The sequence below is a fragment of the Pseudomonas sp. I2 genome (assembly GCF_040984075.1).
GTDB classification, from domain to species: domain Bacteria; phylum Pseudomonadota; class Gammaproteobacteria; order Pseudomonadales; family Pseudomonadaceae; genus Aquipseudomonas; species Aquipseudomonas guariconensis_B.
The window spans coordinates 1-17,616 of record NZ_JBCGFQ010000043.1 but is presented as its reverse complement, the minus strand read 5'-3'; the positions used below and the strand labels follow the sequence as shown (position 1 = coordinate 17,616).

General features: G+C 67.0%; 19 protein-coding genes. 9 read left to right on the top strand and 10 right to left on the bottom strand.

Features of this window, described 5'->3' with window-relative positions; translation table 11 throughout:
• Positions 1-12: 12 nt before the first annotated feature.
• The 3 genes from WCE05_RS19995 (at position 13) to WCE05_RS19985 (ending at position 1,805) form a co-directional block, all read left to right on the top strand.
• Positions 13-900 (top strand): EamA family transporter, encoded by an 888-nt coding sequence (locus WCE05_RS19995; RefSeq protein ID WP_225790035.1) that lies wholly within the window; start codon positions 13-15, stop codon positions 898-900.
• Between the two features lie 209 nt (positions 901-1,109).
• Positions 1,110-1,298: a hypothetical protein gene (locus tag WCE05_RS19990; RefSeq protein WP_225790036.1), complete on the top strand. Its 189-nt coding sequence runs from the start codon at positions 1,110-1,112 to the stop codon at positions 1,296-1,298.
• Positions 1,299-1,505: 207 nt separating this feature from the next.
• On the top strand, positions 1,506-1,805 hold the full coding sequence (locus WCE05_RS19985) for a hypothetical protein (protein ID WP_225790037.1): 300 nt from the start codon (positions 1,506-1,508) through the stop codon (positions 1,803-1,805).
• On the opposite strand, the gene WCE05_RS19980 is transcribed toward WCE05_RS19985, so the two are convergent.
• From WCE05_RS19980 to WCE05_RS19970, 3 genes are all read right to left on the bottom strand, one after another.
• Positions 1,796-2,218 carry a group II truncated hemoglobin gene (locus WCE05_RS19980; protein ID WP_368816431.1) on the bottom strand — a complete coding sequence of 141 codons (423 nt, stop codon included), beginning with the start codon at positions 2,216-2,218 and terminating at the stop codon, positions 1,796-1,798. The two genes, WCE05_RS19985 and WCE05_RS19980, sit on opposite strands and share 10 nt — an antisense overlap.
• Positions 2,219-2,306: 88 nt before the next feature.
• Complete coding sequence (locus WCE05_RS19975; RefSeq protein WP_225790039.1) at positions 2,307-2,639, bottom strand: hypothetical protein; 333 nt, start codon at positions 2,637-2,639, stop codon at positions 2,307-2,309.
• A gap of 293 nt (positions 2,640-2,932) precedes the next feature.
• Positions 2,933-3,556 (bottom strand): glutathione S-transferase family protein, encoded by a 624-nt coding sequence (locus tag WCE05_RS19970; RefSeq protein ID WP_368816430.1) that lies wholly within the window; start codon positions 3,554-3,556, stop codon positions 2,933-2,935.
• A gap of 135 nt (positions 3,557-3,691) precedes the next feature.
• Here WCE05_RS19970 and WCE05_RS19965 point away from each other — a divergent pair, with 135 nt between their 5' ends.
• The gene (locus WCE05_RS19965) at positions 3,692-4,699 is read left to right on the top strand and encodes a bile acid:sodium symporter family protein (protein WP_225790041.1); all 1,008 of its coding nucleotides are present in this window, start codon (positions 3,692-3,694) and stop codon (positions 4,697-4,699) included.
• 35 nt (positions 4,700-4,734) lie between these two features.
• Here WCE05_RS19965 and WCE05_RS19960 read toward each other — a convergent pair whose 3' ends face one another.
• Positions 4,735-5,328 (bottom strand): DUF4157 domain-containing protein, encoded by a 594-nt coding sequence (locus WCE05_RS19960; RefSeq protein WP_225790042.1) that lies wholly within the window; start codon positions 5,326-5,328, stop codon positions 4,735-4,737.
• Positions 5,315-5,878 (bottom strand): TetR/AcrR family transcriptional regulator, encoded by a 564-nt coding sequence (locus WCE05_RS19955; protein ID WP_225790130.1) that lies wholly within the window; start codon positions 5,876-5,878, stop codon positions 5,315-5,317. Before WCE05_RS19955 ends, WCE05_RS19960 begins: the two co-directional genes overlap by 14 nt.
• 90 nt (positions 5,879-5,968) lie before the next feature.
• On the opposite strand from WCE05_RS19955, the gene WCE05_RS19950 reads away from it, so the two are divergent.
• Complete coding sequence (locus WCE05_RS19950; RefSeq protein ID WP_368816429.1) at positions 5,969-6,700, top strand: SDR family oxidoreductase; 732 nt, start codon at positions 5,969-5,971, stop codon at positions 6,698-6,700.
• 30 nt (positions 6,701-6,730) lie between these two features.
• Positions 6,731-7,327, top strand: coding sequence for a 2-hydroxychromene-2-carboxylate isomerase (locus WCE05_RS19945; protein ID WP_368816428.1), 597 nt, complete (start codon positions 6,731-6,733; stop codon positions 7,325-7,327).
• Positions 7,328-7,339: 12 nt separating this feature from the next.
• Here WCE05_RS19945 and WCE05_RS19940 read toward each other — a convergent pair whose 3' ends face one another.
• The 3 genes from WCE05_RS19940 to xthA form a co-directional block, all read right to left on the bottom strand.
• Complete coding sequence (locus tag WCE05_RS19940; protein WP_225790045.1) at positions 7,340-7,885, bottom strand: cupin domain-containing protein; 546 nt, start codon at positions 7,883-7,885, stop codon at positions 7,340-7,342.
• 79 nt (positions 7,886-7,964) lie between these two features.
• Positions 7,965-9,170 (bottom strand): MFS transporter, encoded by a 1,206-nt coding sequence (locus tag WCE05_RS19935; RefSeq protein WP_368816427.1) that lies wholly within the window; start codon positions 9,168-9,170, stop codon positions 7,965-7,967.
• Between the two features lie 107 nt (positions 9,171-9,277).
• Entirely contained in the window at positions 9,278-10,090 is an 813-nt protein-coding gene (gene xthA, locus WCE05_RS19930) for an exodeoxyribonuclease III (RefSeq protein WP_225790047.1), read from the bottom strand.
• A 162-nt stretch (positions 10,091-10,252) separates the two neighbouring features.
• Between xthA and WCE05_RS19925 the strand changes: the two genes are divergently transcribed.
• From WCE05_RS19925 to WCE05_RS19915, 3 genes are read left to right on the top strand one after another with little or no spacing between them, the layout of a single operon-like run.
• A complete protein-coding gene (locus WCE05_RS19925; RefSeq protein WP_225790048.1) occupies positions 10,253-10,903 on the top strand; it encodes an N-acetyltransferase in 651 nt (216 codons plus the stop codon).
• A gap of 51 nt (positions 10,904-10,954) precedes the next feature.
• Positions 10,955-12,697 (top strand): autotransporter assembly complex family protein, encoded by a 1,743-nt coding sequence (locus WCE05_RS19920; protein WP_225790049.1) that lies wholly within the window; start codon positions 10,955-10,957, stop codon positions 12,695-12,697.
• The gene (locus tag WCE05_RS19915) at positions 12,694-16,368 is read left to right on the top strand and encodes a translocation/assembly module TamB domain-containing protein (RefSeq protein ID WP_368816426.1); all 3,675 of its coding nucleotides are present in this window, start codon (positions 12,694-12,696) and stop codon (positions 16,366-16,368) included. The genes WCE05_RS19920 and WCE05_RS19915 overlap by 4 nt, the downstream gene beginning before the upstream one ends.
• On the opposite strand, the gene WCE05_RS19910 is transcribed toward WCE05_RS19915, so the two are convergent.
• Positions 16,365-16,898 carry a DUF2589 domain-containing protein gene (locus tag WCE05_RS19910; protein WP_225790131.1) on the bottom strand — a complete coding sequence of 178 codons (534 nt, stop codon included), beginning with the start codon at positions 16,896-16,898 and terminating at the stop codon, positions 16,365-16,367. The genes WCE05_RS19915 and WCE05_RS19910 overlap by 4 nt on opposite strands.
• 104 nt (positions 16,899-17,002) lie before the next feature.
• Positions 17,003-17,608 carry a DUF2589 domain-containing protein gene (locus WCE05_RS19905; RefSeq protein ID WP_225790051.1) on the bottom strand — a complete coding sequence of 202 codons (606 nt, stop codon included), beginning with the start codon at positions 17,606-17,608 and terminating at the stop codon, positions 17,003-17,005.
• Positions 17,609-17,616 lie beyond the last annotated feature (8 nt).

The window sequence follows — 17,616 nt, the reverse complement described above, 5'->3', positions numbered from 1 at the left end:
AAGGAAAGGCCAATGCCGCTCAAGGACTTGCTGATCGCCCTGGTCGTGATCATTGCATGGGGAGTCAACTTCGTGGTCATCAAGATCGGCCTCGATGGCCTGCCGCCCATGCTGCTCGGCGCCTTGCGCTTCGCCCTGGTGGCCTTCCCGGCGATCCTTCTGGTCAAGCGGCCGAAGCTGCCCTGGCGCTGGCTGTGCGCCTATGGCGCGACCATCTCCCTGGGCCAGTTCGCGTTCCTCTTCCAGGCCATGTACAGCGGCATGCCACCGGGGCTGGCGTCGCTGGTGCTGCAATCCCAGGCCTTCTTCACCCTCGGTTTCGCCGCGCTGTTTCTGGGCGAGCGCCTGCGTCTGGCCAGCCTGCTGGGGTTGCTGGTGGCCGCTGGCGGGCTGGCTCTGATCGGTAGCGAAGACAGTGGGCACGTGCCGTTGCTGGCGCTGTTGCTGACCCTCTGTGCCGGTGCCATGTGGGGCATGGGCAACATCATCACTCGCCGTTTCGGTTCGGTGGACCTGGTGGCGCTGGTGATCTGGGGTGGGTTGATTCCGCCGCTGCCATTTTTCGCCTTGTCCTGGTGGCTGGAAGGGCCTGAGCGCATCGGCCATGCGCTGGCCCATATCGGCTGGAGTTCGGTGCTGGCCCTGGCCTACCTGGCCTTCGTCGCTACCATGCTCGGCTACAGCCTGTGGAGCACGTTGCTGTCGCGCCATCCGGCGGGCAAGGTGGCGCCATTCTCGCTGCTGGTGCCGGTGATCGGGCTGAGTTCCTCGGCCTGGCTGTTGGGCGAGCGCCTGACTGCGGTACAAGGCTGGGGCGCGTTGTTGGTGATGTTGGGGCTGCTGATCAATGTCTTCGGCCCGCGTCTGGGCCAGCGCCTGCGGGCGGCCAGCGCGCACTGAAACACGCTGCAAGCGGCAAGAAGAAGCAGGCGGCGCCTATGCGAGCCGGGCACGGTCCTGGCATTGGAGCTTGGGATGCCGCCGGTCGGGTACGGGAGGGCTGCCCAGGCGGTCCGCAAATGACCGGCTAGTCTCACTTCAACGGACCGTCGTTTATCTAGACAAGCACGCTGCTTGTCGGCGCGGTCGTCATTGGAGGGAGACAGGGCATGAGCGAATCCTTTTTCGAAGACATGAACGATGCATTTCCCATCAACAGCCAGGTGCGCTGCGGCCAGTCGGCGTTTCGCCTGGGCTTTGCCAACATGACGCTGGACGAATCGGAGCAACTGCAGCCTGCACATCTGCAGCGCAGCAAGAAAGGCCGCTTCACGCCGCGGGTGCCACAGAAGAAGTGAATCCCGCCAGCGCCCCGTTCAGGGGCGCTGGGTTGTTCGTTGCCGATCCATCGGGAGGCCACCTGCAGTCTCGACGGTTACCCCGCCCGACGGCGGGTTTTTTTCGCATTCCTTGATCCTGCTCATGGCATCGGCGGGTTGCCCTCGCCGGATGGCCACGGCTGTGCTTTTCTTGCGCGGCATTGTCAGAAAGGGAGGATGGTTGCCATGCGAGTCAGGGAAGAGACGTATTGGGAGTGGGCCGATGCCCACCTGCATAGCCGTTGCCACGATGAGGTATTGAGCGACGGCACCACCCTCGATGTACAGGTGCGGCTGTCGCGGCTGGGGGCGACGCAACTGTTCCTCGGCCTGTACGCCCGGGGTGGCAAGGCCCTGGTGGAGGAGTACTACCCATCGCGCCCCGGCGAGACCATGACCCGTGCGCTGGTGTGGGGCGTGGAGCGGGCGCGGGCTCTGGCGATCGGTGCCGTGGCATTGCCGGAGCGTCGGCGGCGTCAGGCTTGAGGATGCCGGTTGCGGCTGGCCTGGACGATGCGCTGGGCCGGCACCCGCAGCTGGCGCAACAGATACTCGGCGAAATCCGCAGGCCAAGGTTGCAGGGCGATGGCCTGGGCCATGCAGGTCAGCCAGATGTCGGCCTGCGCCTGATCGATCGGCCACTGGGCATGGAACGACGGGATGGCGATCGAGCCATAGCGTTCGCTGTACAGGCGAGGCCCGCCGAGCCAGCCGCTGAGAAAGCAGGCCAGCTTGTCCCGCGAGCTTGCCAGGTCGTCCGGGTGCATACGCCGTACGCTCGCAGCCTCGGGGTTTTCATCCATCAGCCGATAGAAGTCGTCGACCAGCCGGCGCAGGCCGTCGATACCACCGGCGGCCTGGTAGGAGGCATCGCCGGTGCCGTAGGCGGGAGTGTTCATCGGGGGCTCCGGGAAACAGGGGCGGGCATTGTAGCAGGCATGAAAAAGCCCGGCGTTGTGGGCCGGGCTCAAGAGATGGCGGTACGACTCAGTTCAGTGGGTCGATCACCTTGACTGCCTGCCGCTCACGGGCGGCGGGCCATTCTTGTTGCAGGGTCTGCAGGACGCGACCGACGAACTCGGTGTCGGCGGCGGCCTTCTTGCCGACGTAGCCCTGGCCACGGCGGTAGACCTTGAAGCGGGCGCGCATGCTGGGCATGTGCGATTCGAATTCATCTTCGACCGTGTTGGGCGGCAGGCGGTCGAGGCGTACCTCGCCGGTCTGGCTGACCCACAGCAGATGGTCGTCGAGGCTGTCCTTGCGCGCGGCGAACAGCTGGGCCAATTGGTCGATCGTGGGATTGTTGTTCAAGTTCATCATAAAGCCCCCATTACCCGTCAGTTAGTGATTTCGCACTCGGCGCCACAACGTGTAGCGCACTACCAAGGCTGCTACAGCAGCATCGCAACAGGGGCTTTCTCACGCTGCCTTTTGGACAGTTTCCCTCTCCACGGACGGCCTGCGTTACCGCGCAGGCCGTCTGGAACACCCTTGCCACCGCTCCCGATCGGGGAGACGGCTTCATCATGCCCAAGGGCGATGAACGGCGTCAACCGTTTTGTAGTGAAAATTTTTCCGCACTACATCTTGTCGGACAATCCTGCGTGCACGGCTCAGGCGACGCCGTTGTCGCCGTGCCGGAGAAAGCCTGCACGTTGGCACAGGCGGGCGTGGTAGGCATCCAGCGCGGGCAGGGGCGGGTGCGCCAGCGGGGTGCGCCGCCAGCGGTTCAGCGACAGGCCGATCACCACGTCGGCCAGGCTGAAGTCGCCGCCGGCGACATAGGCCGCGGTGTCCTGCAAGCGCCGCTCGAGCAACTGCATCTTCGCCATCCACTGCGCGCACGACGCTTCCAGCAGAGACGGGTCGCGATGGGCCGGGGACTGGCGTACCAAGGCCATGAAGGCATAGCGCCAGGCGTCGTTGAGGTCGGTGGCCTGCCAGTCCAGCCACTGGTCGACGCTGGCGCGGGCACGGGGCGTGGCAGGGTAGAGGTGTTCGCCAGCGTGCTGGTTGGCCAGGTAGCGCAGGATGCTGTTGGACTCCCACAGCACGAAGTCGCCATCGACGATCACCGGCACCGTGGCGTTGGGGTTGAGCGCCAGGAACTGCGGGGCGTCGGTGGGCTGGAAGCCACTGCCCCAGTCCTCCCGTTGGTAGGGCAGGCCCAGTTCGTCGCAGGTCCACAGGACCTTGCGCACGTTGATCGATGAGGCCTTGCCGAGGATTTTCAGCATGTCATGGCTCCAGGTTGGAAGGGGCTGATGGGGCGAGGCGGGCCTCGAGGTGTCCGTTCGGCGATACGGCTGGGGGTTCCGGCGTTAGCGGCGGGAGACGGCAGACCTTATCGTCTGGCCTTGGACAATGACAAGATGGACCCTGCCATGAAGTACCTGCGCATGCTTTTCGACAATTTCACCCTGGCCCTGCTCGGGGTGGTCCTCGTCGCCACCGTGCTGCCCTGCTCGGGCGACGGCGCGGTGTTCTTCGGCTGGCTGACCAACCTGGCCATCGGCCTGCTGTTCTTCCTGCATGGCGCCAAGCTGTCGCGCGAGGCGGTCATCGCCGGGGCCAGCCACTGGCGTCTGCACTTGCTGGTGTTCGCCTGCACCTTCGTGCTCTTCCCGCTGCTGGGCCTGGCATTCAAGCCGCTGTTCGTGCCGCTGGTGGGCAACGAGCTGTACCTGGGCGTGCTCTACTTGTGCGCGCTGCCGGCCACTGTGCAGTCGGCGATCGCCTTCACTTCGCTGGCGCGCGGCAACGTGCCAGCGGCGATCTGCAGTGCCGCGGCGTCCAGCCTGCTGGGCATCTTCCTGACGCCTTTGCTGGTGATGTTGCTGCTCGGTGCCAGCGGCGACACCGGCTCGGGGCTGGATGCGGTGCTCAAGATCACCCTGCAACTGCTGGTGCCTTTCGTGGCCGGGCAAGTCGCCCGGCGCTGGATCGGGGCGTGGGTCAAGCGCAATGCACGCTGGCTGAAGCTGGTGGACCAGGGTTCGATCCTGTTGGTGGTCTTCACGGCGTTCAGCGAAGCGGTGGTCACCGGGCTGTGGCACACCGTCTCGCCAGAGCACCTGGCCGGGTTGTTCGCGGTGTGCGGCATTCTCCTGGCCGTGGTGCTGTTCGGCACGCGGCTGCTCGGGCGCCTGCTTGGGTTCGACCTGGAGGATCGCATCACCATCCTCTTCGCCGGGTCGAAGAAGAGCCTGGCCACCGGTGTGCCCATGGCCCAGGTGTTGTTCGTTGGCGGCGGTATCGGGGCGATGATTTTGCCGCTGATGCTGTTCCACCAGATCCAGCTGATGGTCTGTGCGGTACTGGCGCAGCGGTACGCCAGCCGAGAGGAGGCGGGGGCGGCAGAGGCGCAGCGCTGTTCCTGACGGGCCAGCGCCCCCTCTCGCAGCCTGCTTGCAACTCAGCGCCGCCGCCCCGCCGCACGCTCGCGCAGCACCTTGGCCACCTCGGCCTCGATCGCGTAGGCCGGCCCCTCGAGCGCCTGGTAGTCGCGGGTGTAGCGCTGGGCGAATCCCTCCACCCCTAGCGTCTGGTACTGCTGCACATGCATGAGTTCATGGGCCCAGAGCGCGACGTTGTCCTCGGCATCCCGGGCATGGCGGAAGATGATGGTATCGATCAGTGTCACCGCATTCACATCCGGATTGTGCAACAGCGCATTGGCCGCGCTGACCTGCTGTTCGTCGCCGACCCGGTAGCGCACCGCGTCGAGCACGGCGAAGTCGTACCAGGGCTCGAGCTGGGCGCGGATATGCAGAGGGATCGGCTGGGTACCGCTGGCCGTGGCCTCGTCGCGGGCCTGGCGCAGGGCGAAGGCGAGGCTCGAGGAGGCCATGCGCTCGACGTCCTCCAGTACCTTGCCGGCCTGCCCGGGATCGATCGGGGCGCAGAAGCAGCCCATCAGGCACACCTGGTATTGCCCTGGCGGGCACGCGTTCTCGGCCGCCGCCGGGAGCGCCAGGACCAGGCCGAGAAAGGCGCTAGCGAGTTTCATCCAGTGCCCTCGCGACGACCTGCCGGCTGGCCTCCAGTACCCGGGCCTGCACCGCTTCGCTGGCGAGCATGCGGGCGACCACCAGGGCACCGACGCATTGGCTGATCAACGCCCAGGCCAGTTCACCATCCTCCAGGGTCGCGCTCCAGGCCGTGTGCAAGGCCACCAGCCAGTGCTCGGCCTCCTCACGGACCTCGCGCCCGGCGCGGGCGATCTCCACGCCCAGCGGCGGCAACGGGCAGCCGCCCTCGGCATTGTGCAGGTGCGCCAGGCTCAGGTACTGCTCCAGGCAGCGTTGCAGGCGCTCGCGGCTGGCGCCTTGTTCGGCCAGGCGAGCCAGTGGGCTGTTGGACAGCTCGCGCCGCACCACCTCGGTGAACAGGTCGTCCTTGGACGGAAAGTGGTTGTAGAACGCACCGCCGGTCAGGCCGATGGCCTTCATCAGCCCGGCCACGCCGGTGGTGGCGAAACCGCCGCGCTTGGCCAGCGCGCCGCTGCTGGCCAGCAGTTTCTCGCGGGTCTGTTGCTTGTGCTCGGTGGAGTAGCGCATCGAGGAACCTCTGGGCGCGGGCTTGACGATGGTCGCGATCATAACATAGCGTTCGTTTACTAAACGATCATTTATCAAAAGGAGGCGCCGATGTCCGCACAACCCAAAGTGGCCCTGGTGATCGGGGCGGGCGATGCCACTGGTGGGGCGATCGCCAAGCGCTTCGCCCGCGAGGGCTACATCGCCTGCGTCACCCGGCGCCAGGTCGACAAGCTGCAACCGCTGCTGGACGAGATCCGTGCCGCCGGTGGCCAGGCCCATGGCTTCGGCTCCGACGCACGCAAGGAGGATGAAGTGGCGGCGCTGGTCGAGACCATCGAGCGTGACATCGGCCCGATCGAGGTCTTCGTCTTCAATATCGGCGCCAACGTGCCTTGCAGCATCCTCGACGAGACGCCGCGCAAGTACTTCAAGATCTGGGAAATGGCTTGCTTCGCCGGCTTTCTCACCGCCCAGGCGGTGGCCCGGCGCATGGTCACCCGCGCGCGCGGCACGCTACTGTTCACCGGCGCCACGGCCGGTACCCGGGGCGCCGCCGGGTTCGCTGCCTTCGCTGGGGCCAAGCATGGCCTGCGTGCGTTGGCCCAGAGCATGGCGCGCGAGCTGGGGCCACGGAACATCCATGTGGCCCACGTGGTGGTGGATGGCGCCATCGATACGGCGTTCATCCGTGACAGCTTCCCCGAGTGCTACGCACTCAAGGACCAGGACGGTATCCTCGATCCGGCGCACATCGCCGACAGCTACTGGTTCCTGCATGCCCAGCCACGGGATGCCTGGACCTTCGAACTGGACCTGCGCCCGTGGATGGAGCGCTGGTAGCCACTGTTGCCGAGAAAAAAGGACCACGTCATGAGCAAGCACGTCGAATTCTTCTTTGACTTGGGCAGCCCGGCCAGCTACCTGGCCTGGACCCAACTGCCCACCCTCTGTACCCGCCACGGCGCTACGTTGCGCTACCGGCCGATGTTGCTGGGCGGGGTGTTCAAGGCCACGGGCAATGCGTCGCCGGTGATGGTCCCGGCCAAGGGCCGCTACATGTTCGATGACCTCAAGCGTTTCGCCGACCGCTACGGCGTGCCATTCGGCTTGCCGCCGGGCTTTCCGGTGAACACGTTGACCCTGATGCGCGGCGCCATCGGCATCCAGTTGCGGGCACCGGAGCGCTTCGAGGCGCTGCTCGAGGTATTGTTCAACGGGCTCTGGGTACACCGGCGCAATCTTGGCGAGGCGGCGGTGCTGGACGAAACCCTGGAGCAGGGTGGCTTCGACCCCGCGGTGTTCCATGCACTGGTTGCCCAGGCCGAGGTCAAGGAGGCGCTCAAGCGGGCGACGGAGGAGGCGGTGGCACGGGGTGTGTTCGGCGCGCCGACCTGCTTCGTCGGCGAGCGGATGTTCTTCGGCCAGGACCGCCTGGATTTCGTCGAGGAGGCCCTGGCGCGCGCCTGACCTGGGCGCCGGTCAGAAGTTGGCCGGGGTGTTGGCGCTGATGATTTCCGCTTCGTCCGGGCCGATGTTCTTGAAGCTGTGCGGCAGCGTGGTGGGGATGTAGTAACCATCGCCGGAGTTGAGGACGCTCACCTGGCCATCGACCCACAGTTCGATGGTGCCCCGGGTGACCAGGCCGCATTCTTCGCCTTCGGAATGCACGATCGGCTCGCCGGAGTCGGCGCCGGGCGCATAGAGCTCGCGCAGCATGCGCATCTGCCGGCCTTCGACGCTGGCGCCGACCAGCAGCATGCGCAGGCCGTTGCGGCCCAGGTCGGGCTGCTCGCCCGCACGGAACACGTAGCGCTCTTCCCGCACCGGCTCGTCGAAGGCGAAGAACTCGGCCAGGGTCATGGGGATCCCTTCGAGCAGTTTCTTCAGGGAACTGACCGAGGGGCTGACGCGGTTCTGCTCGATCTGCGAGATCGTCGAGTTGGTCAGGCCGCTGCGGCGGGCCAGTTCCCGTTGGGAGAGGTTGTTGCGTTCACGCACCAGTTTGAGTCGTGTCCCCGTGTCCATAGCCGCCTTGTAGTAAGAGGTGTCAAAAATAATGGGCGACGCATTAAAACACACTCTGGGCGGCAACGCGCTGTGCTTGTCAGCGGCGTTGCGCGCCGGGCATCGGCCACAGGCCGACCAGCAGCAACAGGGCCGCCACCGCCAGGAACGGCAGGCGCGGGTCGAGCGCATAGACCAGGGTACCGGCCAGGGGCCCGACTACCGCGCCCATGCCCTGGGCGGCGCCGACCGAACCTGCGGTAGCGCCCTGTTCCGAGGCCTGCATGGCATTGGCCGCCAACGCCGAGAAGGCCGGGAAGACGAAGCCCATGCCGGCCGCGGCGACGAAGAACGAGGCCCACAGCCAGGGGGCGCTGAGGGCCAGGGCGGCGCAGGCGAAGCCCAGGGCCGACACGCTGGCGCCAACCCGGATCATCTTCAGCGGTGGCCACTGCAATCGACGCAGCAGCACCTGCGCCAGGATCAGCGCCACGCCGACCGTGGTCAGGGCGATGCCGGCGACCTGGGCCGCCTCGGCCGAGCCCAGTTGCAGGCGGTCGAGAGCGAAGAACCCCACGGTGATCTGCACCACCGTCACGCTGAGCATGGCGCTGAAGGCCACCAGCAGTGGGCGGCGCAGGCGCGGGTCGGCCAGGCGTACCGGGCTGGGTGCATGGCGCTGGGGCAGGGGTTGCGGCTTGAGCTTGAACAGCAGCACGAGGAAGGCGGTCGCCGGCAGCAGCGACATGATATAGAACGGCAGGCTCAGGCTATGGCGTGCCAGCAGCGCCGCCAGGGCCGGCCCCATCACCAGGCCGACGGCGTTGGCCGCGCCCAGCGACGCCAGGGCCCCGGCACGCCGTTGCGGCTCGACATGATCGGCGATCAGTGCGTTGCAGCCCACCGGCAGGGCCGCGTAGAACGCGCCGATCAGCCCGCGTGCCAGCATCAGGCCGAGAAAGGCCAGGGTGGCACCCGGCAACCAGCGCAGCGCGCCATCGATGAACAGGCACAGCCCCCAGTAGGCCAGGGCGAAGCCTGCGCTGCCCAGCAGCAACACCCGTCGCCGCCCATGACGGTCGGCGGCGCGCCCCCACGGCTGTGCCAGCACGACCCAGACCACGCCGGCCACGGTCACCGCCGCACCGGCCTGCCAGGTGGCCATGCCCAGCAGCCGGGCGATCGGGCCGATCAGCGAGACGAACGCCATCATCGACATGGTGCAAGCCATGTTGACCAGCAACAACGGCCGCATGTCCAGGGTCGAGGTGGCGGGCGGGGGTGCAGTGTCCTTTGCAGCATTCATGGGGGGAGTCCGGTGCGATGGGGGGAGCGGCAAGCGCCAAGCCGCAAGTAAAGCGGTGCGGTGCTCACGTTCTCTTGCCGCTTGTAGCTTGCAGCTTGCCGCTTGAGTCAGTGCAATTCCAGCCAGATAGGCGCATGGTCGGAGGGCTTTTCCATGCCCCGCAGGTCGTAGTCCACGCCCGCTGCCTTGAGTCGCGGCACCAGGCCATGGGAGGCCATGATCAGGTCGATGCGCAGGCCGCGCTTGGGCTCGTCCTCGAAGCCGCGGCTGCGGTAGTCGAACCAGCTGAAGCGGTCGTCCACCTCCGGGTGCAGGTGGCGGAAACTGTCGACCAGGCCCCAGTTCTTGAGGCGCTCCATCCACTCCCGCTCCTCGGGCAAGAAGCTGCACTTGCCGGTCCTGAGCCAGCGCTTGGCATTGTCCGGGCCGATGCCGATGTCGCAGTCCTGGGGCGAGATGTTCATGTCGCCCATCACCAGCAACGGTTGGTCACTGCGGAACTGACCTTCCAGCAGGCTCTGCAGGTCGCGGTAGAAGCGCTGCTTGGCCGGGAACTTGGTGGGGTGGTCGCGGCTTTCGCCCTGGGGGAAGTAGCCATTCATGACGGTGATGGGCGTGCCGTTGGCGTCGACGAAGGTGCCCCAGATGAAACGCCGCTGGGCATCTTCTTCATCGTCCGCGAAGCCCTTGAACAGCGAAAGCGGCTCCCGGCGCGAGAGCAGGGCGACCCCGTAGTGGCCCTTCTGGCCATGGAAATGCACGTGGTAGCCGAGCGCCTGGATGTCGGCCAGCGGGAACTGATCGTCGCTGACCTTGGTTTCCTGCAGGCCGATCACGTCCGGCTGGTGTTTCTCGATCACCGCCGCCAACTGGTGAGGGCGGGCGCGCAGGCCATTGATGTTGAACGAGACGATCTTCATGGAAAGACAATCCTGGTAAAAGCCTCGGATGCTAGCCGACATCGGCCGTCACCACCAGCATGGCACCCAAGCGCTGGCACTGCTAACGTGCTGGGGGGCTGAACGATGCGTGGAGGATCACCTCCAAGACACTGCATGACCATTCCAGGAGGACTGCCGACGATGCCCGACGCCACTGCCGCCCCGGCCCGGATCTGCATGCTCGACGATGGCTACAGCAGCGAGGCGCGCTCGCTGCTGTTCCATGCCTATCGCCACGAGCCCACCTTCGCCTATGTGTTCGAGGCCCAGCGCCCGGGCTACGAGCGGCGCCTACGGGCGATGGTGCGCGAGTGGGTGCGCCAGCATTTCTACATGCAACTGCCGGCCATCGGCCTGTTGCTGGACGATCGCCTGGTGGGCCTGGCGCTGATCGTGCCGCCGTACCGCCGCCTGGGCGTGGCCGACAGCTGGAGCTGGCGCCTGCGCATGATCCTCGGTACGGGCCTGCGCTGCACCCGGCGCTACCTCGACTACCAGGCCGCGCTGGCCGCCTGCCTGCCCACGGACCAGGTGCATGTGCTGCCCTTGCTCGGCGTGCACCCGCAGTTCCAGGGGCAGCACTATGGTGAGCAGTTGCTCCAGGCGGTGCACGACTGGTGCGCCGAAGACCCTGACACCCAAGGCGTGATCCTGGATACCGGCAACGCCCACTACCTGGCGTTCTACCAGCGCCAGGGCTACCAGGAGATCGGTGAGATCGCCGTGGGGCCGATCCGCGAGCGGGTGTTCTTCCACCCCAATCCGTCGTCGTCGAGGCCGGCGACGGCGTGACGAAGCCGACAAGCGGCGCACTCGTGGCGCGCCTCTGGTAGCATGCGCCGCATGACGTATTCAGGAAGACTTACCTGGGGCCTGATCCTTTGGGCCGCCAGCAGCGTAGTGTGGGCCCAGAGCGAATTGCTGGTGCGGGTGAAACCGGCCAACAAGGCCCTGAAGGCCAATGTGGAAGGCTATATCGGCAGCCTCGGGGACCGCGACGAAGAGGCCTTGCTGCGCTTTAGCCGCGGCGCCCAGGAGCAGGCGCGCAAAGCCGCCCAGGCCCTGGGTTACTACCAGGTGCGGATCGCCAGCGAGGTCAAGCCGCCGAGCGAAAAGGACCACCCAGCGCAATTGATCATCCACATCGAGCTGGGTGAGCCGGTGCGCCTGCGCAACGTGACCGTGCGCATCGAAGGGCCGGCCAGCGAGATGAAAGCGTTCCGCATTCCCGACGCCAAGGCCCTGCGCCCGGGCGAACAGCTCAACCATGGTGTCTACGAGGACGCCAAGCGGCTGATCCAGAACCAGGCTTCGCGCTATGGCTTCTTCGAGGGCCGCTTCAGCCGGCAACGCCTGGCCGTCGACCCACGGGCCGGGGTCGCCGACATCGAACTGGTCTACCAGAGCGGTCCTCGCTACCGCCTGGGCGCGGTCACCTTCGGCGGCGACACCCCGCTGGACGACGACCTGCTGCAGCGCATGGTTGCCTTCAAGCCTGGCACGCCCTACGACTCGGAGCTGATCGCCGAACTCAACAATGACCTGCAGTCCAGTGGCTACTTCGAGGGCGTGCGTGTCGACGCGGCGCCGACCGCCGCGGTCGACGAGGTGGTGCCGGTGGATGTCCTGCTTGAGACCCGCAAGCCCCGCACCATGGGGCTGGGCCTGGGTTTCTCGACCGACGTCGGCCCGCGCGGCAAGGCCAACTGGACCCGGCACTGGGTCAACCCCCAGGGCCATAGCTACGGCTGGGAAACCGAACTGTCGGCGCCACGGCAGAACGTCGGCCTGTGGTACGACATCCCCCTCGACCCACCCCTGACCGACAAGCTGCGTTTCGCCGGCGGCTACCAGAACGAAGAGATCGCCGGCACCGATACCCTGAGCAAGCTGCTGACGGTCGGCCCGGAGTGGCACAGCAAGCTGCCCAGCGGCTGGCAACGGGTGATCTCGCTCAAGTACCAGCGCGAGGAATACCGCCTGGGCGACGACTCGGGCTTGAGCAACCTGCTGATGCCTGGGGTGAGCTTCGCCTACCTGCGCAGCGACAACCGTATCGACCCGCACAATGGCTACCGCCTGCAGTTCGACCTGCAGGCCGCCAAGGAAGGGCTGGTCTCGGACACCAACCTGCTGCATGGCAACGTCCTGCTCAAGGGCCTGACCACGCTCGGCCAGCGCCACCGCCTGCTGGGTCGTGTGCAGTTCGGCGGCAGTGCCACCAACGGCTACAAGCACAACATCCCGCCATCGCTGCGCTTCTTCGCCGGCGGCGACCAGAGCGTACGGGGTTACGACTACCAGAGCCTGTCGCCGAAGAACAGCGATGGCGACCGTATCGGCGGCCGCTACCTGGTGGCCGGCAGCGCCGAGTACCAGTATTCGCTGACCGAAAAATGGCGCGTGGCGACGTTCATCGACCAGGGCAACTCGTTCAATACGCTGGAGCTGCCCAGCCTCAAGACCGGCGTCGGTATCGGCGTGCGCTGGGTCTCTCCGGTCGGGCCGTTGCGCCTGGACCTGGCCCGGGCGCTGGACGACGACGGAGGTTTGCGTCTGCACTTTTCCATGGGGCCTGAGCTGTGACGCGTGTTTTCAAATACCTCCTGCTGACCGTGCTGGGCCTGCTGGCCCTGGTCGCGCTGGCGCTTGGCCTGGTGCTCGGTACCCAGGCCGGCAGCGGCTGGGCCCTGAAGCAGGTGCCGGGGCTGGAGGTCACGGGCTTCCAGGGGCGCCTGGGCGGTGGCTGGCAGGCCGAGCGGCTGCTCTGGGCCGACGCTGGCAATCGGGTCGAGGTGCTGGCGCCGCACATGGCCTGGTCGCCGGGGTGCCTGTTGGGGGCCAGGCTGTGCATCGAGCGGCTGCAAGCCGAGCGGGTCGACATGGGCTTCGCCCCCGCTGAGCCAGCGCCGGACAGCGGCCCGTTGCAGTTGCCAGCGCTGCGTCTGCCGCTGGCCATCGAGCTGGGCGAAGTCAAGGTCGGCCAACTGCGCCTCGATGGCAGCGATCTGCTGGGCGACCTGCAACTGGCCGCGCACTGGACGGCCGAAGGCCTGCGCATCGACACCCTGCAACTGCAGCGCGACGAGTTGCACCTGAGCCTGCAAGGTAACCTCCAACCGCAAGGCGACTGGCCGCTGCAACTGGGCGGCACGCTGCAGTTGCCTGCCGTGGATGGCCAGCCCTGGCAACTGGGGCTGAACGCCAAGGGCGACCTGCAGAAGACCCTCGACCTCGAGGCCACCAGCAGCGGTTATCTCGACGCGCACCTGAGCGGCGCGCTGCAGCCACTGGCCGAGCACTTGCCCGCGATGTTGAGCATTCGTGCCGATGCCTTCAAACCCTCCGCGTCGCTGCCGGACACCTTGCAGTTGAACCAGCTTCGCCTCGATGCCAAGGGCGACTTGCTCGAGGGCTACCAGCTGTCCGGCTCGGCCAGCTTGCCGGCCGAGCAGGGGCCGATCGGCCTGCTCCTGGCGGGGCGGGTGGATGCCAAGGGCGCCAGGCTCGATGCCCTCGACCTCAATGCCGACGACCAGCAGCGGGTCAAGCTGCAGGCCAGTGCCGATTGGCAGCAGGGGCTGGCGGCCGATGCGAAGGTCGACTGGCTGGACTTCCCCTGGTTGCGCCTCTACCCCCTGGAGGAGGCGCCGCAGGTCACCCTCAAGCGCTTCAACGCCCAGGTGCAGTACCGCGACGGCAACTACCAGGGCACCTTCGCCGGCGACCTCGATGGTCCGGCGGGCGCCTTCAGCCTGGCCAGCCCCTTCGAGGGTGACTTGACCCAAGTGCGCCTGCCGCAGCTGGCCCTGAATGCCGGGCAGGGCAAGGCCACCGGCACGCTCGCGCTGCGCTTCGCCGATACCCTGGCCTGGGATGTCGACTTGCAGTTGTCGGCCCTCGACCCGGCCTACTGGGTCGCGGAGCTGCCGGGCACCCTGGCCGGCCCATTGCGCAGCCAGGGGGAAATGAAGAACGAGCGCTTGCAGTTGCAGGCGCAACTCGACCTCAAGGGGCGCCTGCGTGGCCAGCCGGCACTGCTCAAGGTCGAGGCCGAGGGCGCCGGTGAGCACTGGACCCTGGGCAGTCTGGCGGTGCAACTGGGCGATAACCGCATCAATGGCAGCGGCAGCCTGCAGCAGCGTCTGGCCGGGCGCATCGATCTCGACCTGCCGCGCCTGGGCCAGCTGTGGCCGCAGTTGCACGGCCAGGTCAAGGGGCGGCTGGACCTGGCCGGTACCCTGGCGGCGCCACAAGGCAGCCTGACCCTGCAGGGTCAGCGGCTGGGCCAGGCCGACAACCGCATCCAGCGCCTGGCCCTGGACGCCCGCCTGGACAATGCCCAGCGTGGGCTGGTCACGCTCGAGGCAGGCGACATCCGCCTGGGTGACACGGCGCTGGGCAACCTGGACGTCGAAGGCAAGGGCGACATCCGTCAGCAGGCGGCCACCGTGGGCCTCGATGGGCCACAACTCAAGCTCGACCTGGCCGCGGACGGCCAGTTGGCCAAAGGGGACTGGCACGGCCGCCTGGCCAGCGGGCGAATCCAGGCCGGCGGCCAGGACTGGCGCTTGCAGGCCCCGGCGCGGGTGCAGCGCCTGGCCAACGGCCAGTTGGACCTGGGTGCCCATTGCTGGCGCGCCGGCCAAGCCAGCCTGTGCGGCGAAGACCAGCGCCTGGCGCCGCAGCCGCGCCTGCGCTTTCACCTCAAGCAGTTCCCGCTGGACAGCCTGGCCCAGTGGTTGCCGAAGGATTTCGCCTGGCAGGGCCTGCTCGGCGCCGACATCAATCTGGACATACCCGCCAGCGGGCCCAAGGGCAGCGTCCACGTCGACGCCAGCGGCGGCACCCTGCGGGTACGCGACAACGGGCGCTGGATCGATTTCCCGTACCAGGTGCTGCGCCTGGACAGCACGCTCGATCCGCGGCGCATCGATACCCGCCTGGATTTTCGTGGCGAGCGCCTGGGCGAGCTGAACCTGACGACCCGGCTCGATCCACTGGGCAAGGACAAGCCGCTGTCCGGCGACTTCCGTCTCACCGGGCTGGACTTGTCGATCGCCCGGCCGTTCGTGCCGATGGTCGAGCGCCTGGTCGGCCAGCTCAATGGCAGTGGTCGGTTGTCCGGTACCTTGCTGGCGCCCCAGGTCAATGGCAGCCTGGCCTTGACCGGGGGCGAGGTGAGCGGCGCGCAGCTGCCGGTCAGCCTGCAGGACCTGTCGCTACAGGCGTTGATCGCCGGCGAGCAGGTGCAGTTGAAAGGCAACTGGCGCAGCGGCCAGGCCGGGCGTGGCCAGCTCGACGGCAACCTGACCTGGGGGCAGGCCCTGGGCGTGGACCTGCGCCTGCAAGGCCAGCAGTTGCCGGTCAACGTCGAGCCCTATGCGGCGCTGGAAGTGGCGCCGGACCTGACCATCCGCCTGGTCGACGAAAGGCTGGCAGTGACTGGCAAGGTGCACGTGCCCAAGGGCGAGATCACTGTGCGCGAGTTACCGCCGTCGACGGTCAAGGTGTCCGACGACGCGGTGATCGTCGGTCGCCAGACCGAAGAGGGCAAGCCGCCCATGGCGGTGGCCATGGATATCGATGTCGAGGTCGGCCAGGACAAGCTGTCGTTCACAGGCTTCGGCCTGACAGCCAACCTGCTGGGCCACGTGCACATTGGCGACAACCTCGATACCCGGGGCGAGCTGCGCCTGGCCGACGGCCGCTACCGGGCCTATGGCCAGCGCCTGACCATTCGCCGCGCACGCCTGCTGTTCGCCGGCCCCATCGACCAACCCTACCTGGACATCGAAGCGATCCGCCGGGTCGACGATGTGATCGCCGGCATCCGCCTGAGCGGCAGCGCCGAGCAACCCACCAGCCAGGTGTTCTCCGAGCCGGCCATGAGCCAGGAGCAGGCCCTGTCGTACCTGGTACTCGGCCGGCCACTGGGCGCCTCCGGCGAAGACAGCAACATGCTCGCCGAGGCGGCCCTCGGCCTGGGCCTGGCCGGTAGCGCCGGGCTCACCGGCAGCCTGGCCTCGAGCCTGGGTATCGATGATTTCCAACTCGACACCGAGGGTTCGGGGACCAGCACCAGCGTGGTGGCCAGCGGCAACCTGACCGAGCGGCTGAGCCTGCGTTACGGCGTCGGGGTGTTCGAGCCGGCCAATACCATCGCCCTGCGCTACAAGCTGAGCAAGAGGGTGTACCTGGAGGCAGCCAGCGGGCTGGCCAGCTCGCTGGACATTTTCTACAAGCGGGATTTCTAACGGACCGTGGCGGCGTCGATGAACTCGTTGCGCTGCTCGTCCGTGGCGGCTGGGGCGGGTTGGCGCCGGGGCAGGATGAGGTTGGTGTATTCCTCGATCAGGCGATTGATCGCCTCGGGAGGCTCGCAGGCCTGGAACTGCATGCGGATCTGCACTTCGTCCGGGTCGCGCTGGTCGGTACGCCTGCCACCGGCGCCGACCGTCACCTGGAAGCGAGTGCCGCCAACGGCGCCCGATTCGACGGCGGCACCGGCGTCGAGGCCGTTGACCCGCACCGACAGGTCGACCTGCATGCGCTCCAGGGCCAGGCCACGGGGAGATACCAGGGTGATCAGCGGGATCTGCAAACTGTGTTGGCCGTCCATGGCCACTTCGACCATCTTGGCCTTCATCGGGCTGCCCAATGCGTTCGGGTCGTAGTCGAAGAACTGGTCGAACAGCCTGATGTACTGCTGGGCGACCAAGGTGTTGGTGGCCGCGGCGGCTTCTTGCAGGCCGCGGGTGATGTCGCTCAGGTCGCTCGAAGTCATCGGGGCTTGGCTGGGGATGCTGGATTCCACGCGGTAGGCTCCTCAAGCGCTAAGGGGCTACCCCCGCGGGCAGCGGGGGCAGGGGATGGGTGGAGGGTGGCTTGCTACGCCTGCGCCGGCGGCAGGTTCGGCGCCTTGTCCGCGTTGCTCACCGGTACGGGCTTGATGGCGGCTTCGGTGAGGAAGTCCATGACGCGCTGCAGTGCTTCGGGTGGTTCCTGGCGGCGCACCGTGGTGTTGAAGGCATAGCGTGCGCGGGTGTCGGTCTTGCGCGTCTGCGCCGACTTGTGGCTGACACTGCCTTTGACGTTGAGCTTGAACGGGCCCCAGCCAAGCGAGGCCTCGAGTTCGGCATTGGCCTCGGTGGACTTGCTGCTCTCGGCCATCTGGCTGATGGTCAGCTCGAACTCGACCGTGCCTTGCTCGATGCAGATGTTGGGGTGGGTGATGGCCGCCATCAGCGGGATCTGCATTTTCCGGGCAATGGTGCCCTGGGCCTGGCCCTGCTCGTCGACCACCGTTTCTTCGTAGTTGAATTCGACGGCGCGGGCCTTGCCGTTTTCCACGCAGACCTGCATGAGGAACTCGGCGTAGGACTTGCTGGCTGTCACTTGCGCATCGATCATCGCCTGCAGCGGGGCGGCAATCATGCTGTCCATCGGCAGGGCATTGAGCACGGAGCCGATGAGGTTGTTGTCGATCGTGGCCATGGGTGGCA

Bases quoted from the DNA above. Each gene is read 5' to 3' on its own strand.
- WCE05_RS19995 (WP_225790035.1), top strand. From the start codon at position 13: ATGCCGCTCAAGGACTTGCTGATCGCCCTGGTCGTGATCATTGCATGG.
- WCE05_RS19990 (WP_225790036.1), top strand. From the start codon at position 1,110: ATGAGCGAATCCTTTTTCGAAGACATGAACGATGCATTTCCCATCAAC.
- WCE05_RS19985 (WP_225790037.1), top strand. From the start codon at position 1,506: ATGCGAGTCAGGGAAGAGACGTATTGGGAGTGGGCCGATGCCCACCTG.
- WCE05_RS19980 (WP_368816431.1), bottom strand. From the start codon at position 2,218: ATGAACACTCCCGCCTACGGCACCGGCGATGCCTCCTACCAGGCCGCC.
- WCE05_RS19975 (WP_225790039.1), bottom strand. From the start codon at position 2,639: ATGATGAACTTGAACAACAATCCCACGATCGACCAATTGGCCCAGCTG.
- WCE05_RS19970 (WP_368816430.1), bottom strand. From the start codon at position 3,556: ATGCTGAAAATCCTCGGCAAGGCCTCATCGATCAACGTGCGCAAGGTC.
- WCE05_RS19965 (WP_225790041.1), top strand. From the start codon at position 3,692: ATGGACCCTGCCATGAAGTACCTGCGCATGCTTTTCGACAATTTCACC.
- WCE05_RS19960 (WP_225790042.1), bottom strand. From the start codon at position 5,328: ATGAAACTCGCTAGCGCCTTTCTCGGCCTGGTCCTGGCGCTCCCGGCG.
- WCE05_RS19955 (WP_225790130.1), bottom strand. From the start codon at position 5,878: ATGCGCTACTCCACCGAGCACAAGCAACAGACCCGCGAGAAACTGCTG.
- WCE05_RS19950 (WP_368816429.1), top strand. From the start codon at position 5,969: ATGTCCGCACAACCCAAAGTGGCCCTGGTGATCGGGGCGGGCGATGCC.
- WCE05_RS19945 (WP_368816428.1), top strand. From the start codon at position 6,731: ATGAGCAAGCACGTCGAATTCTTCTTTGACTTGGGCAGCCCGGCCAGC.
- WCE05_RS19940 (WP_225790045.1), bottom strand. From the start codon at position 7,885: ATGGACACGGGGACACGACTCAAACTGGTGCGTGAACGCAACAACCTC.
- WCE05_RS19935 (WP_368816427.1), bottom strand. From the start codon at position 9,170: ATGAATGCTGCAAAGGACACTGCACCCCCGCCCGCCACCTCGACCCTG.
- xthA (WP_225790047.1), bottom strand. From the start codon at position 10,090: ATGAAGATCGTCTCGTTCAACATCAATGGCCTGCGCGCCCGCCCTCAC.
- WCE05_RS19925 (WP_225790048.1), top strand. From the start codon at position 10,253: ATGCCCGACGCCACTGCCGCCCCGGCCCGGATCTGCATGCTCGACGAT.
- WCE05_RS19920 (WP_225790049.1), top strand. From the start codon at position 10,955: ATGACGTATTCAGGAAGACTTACCTGGGGCCTGATCCTTTGGGCCGCC.
- WCE05_RS19910 (WP_225790131.1), bottom strand. From the start codon at position 16,898: ATGACTTCGAGCGACCTGAGCGACATCACCCGCGGCCTGCAAGAAGCC.
- WCE05_RS19905 (WP_225790051.1), bottom strand. From the start codon at position 17,608: ATGGCCACGATCGACAACAACCTCATCGGCTCCGTGCTCAATGCCCTG.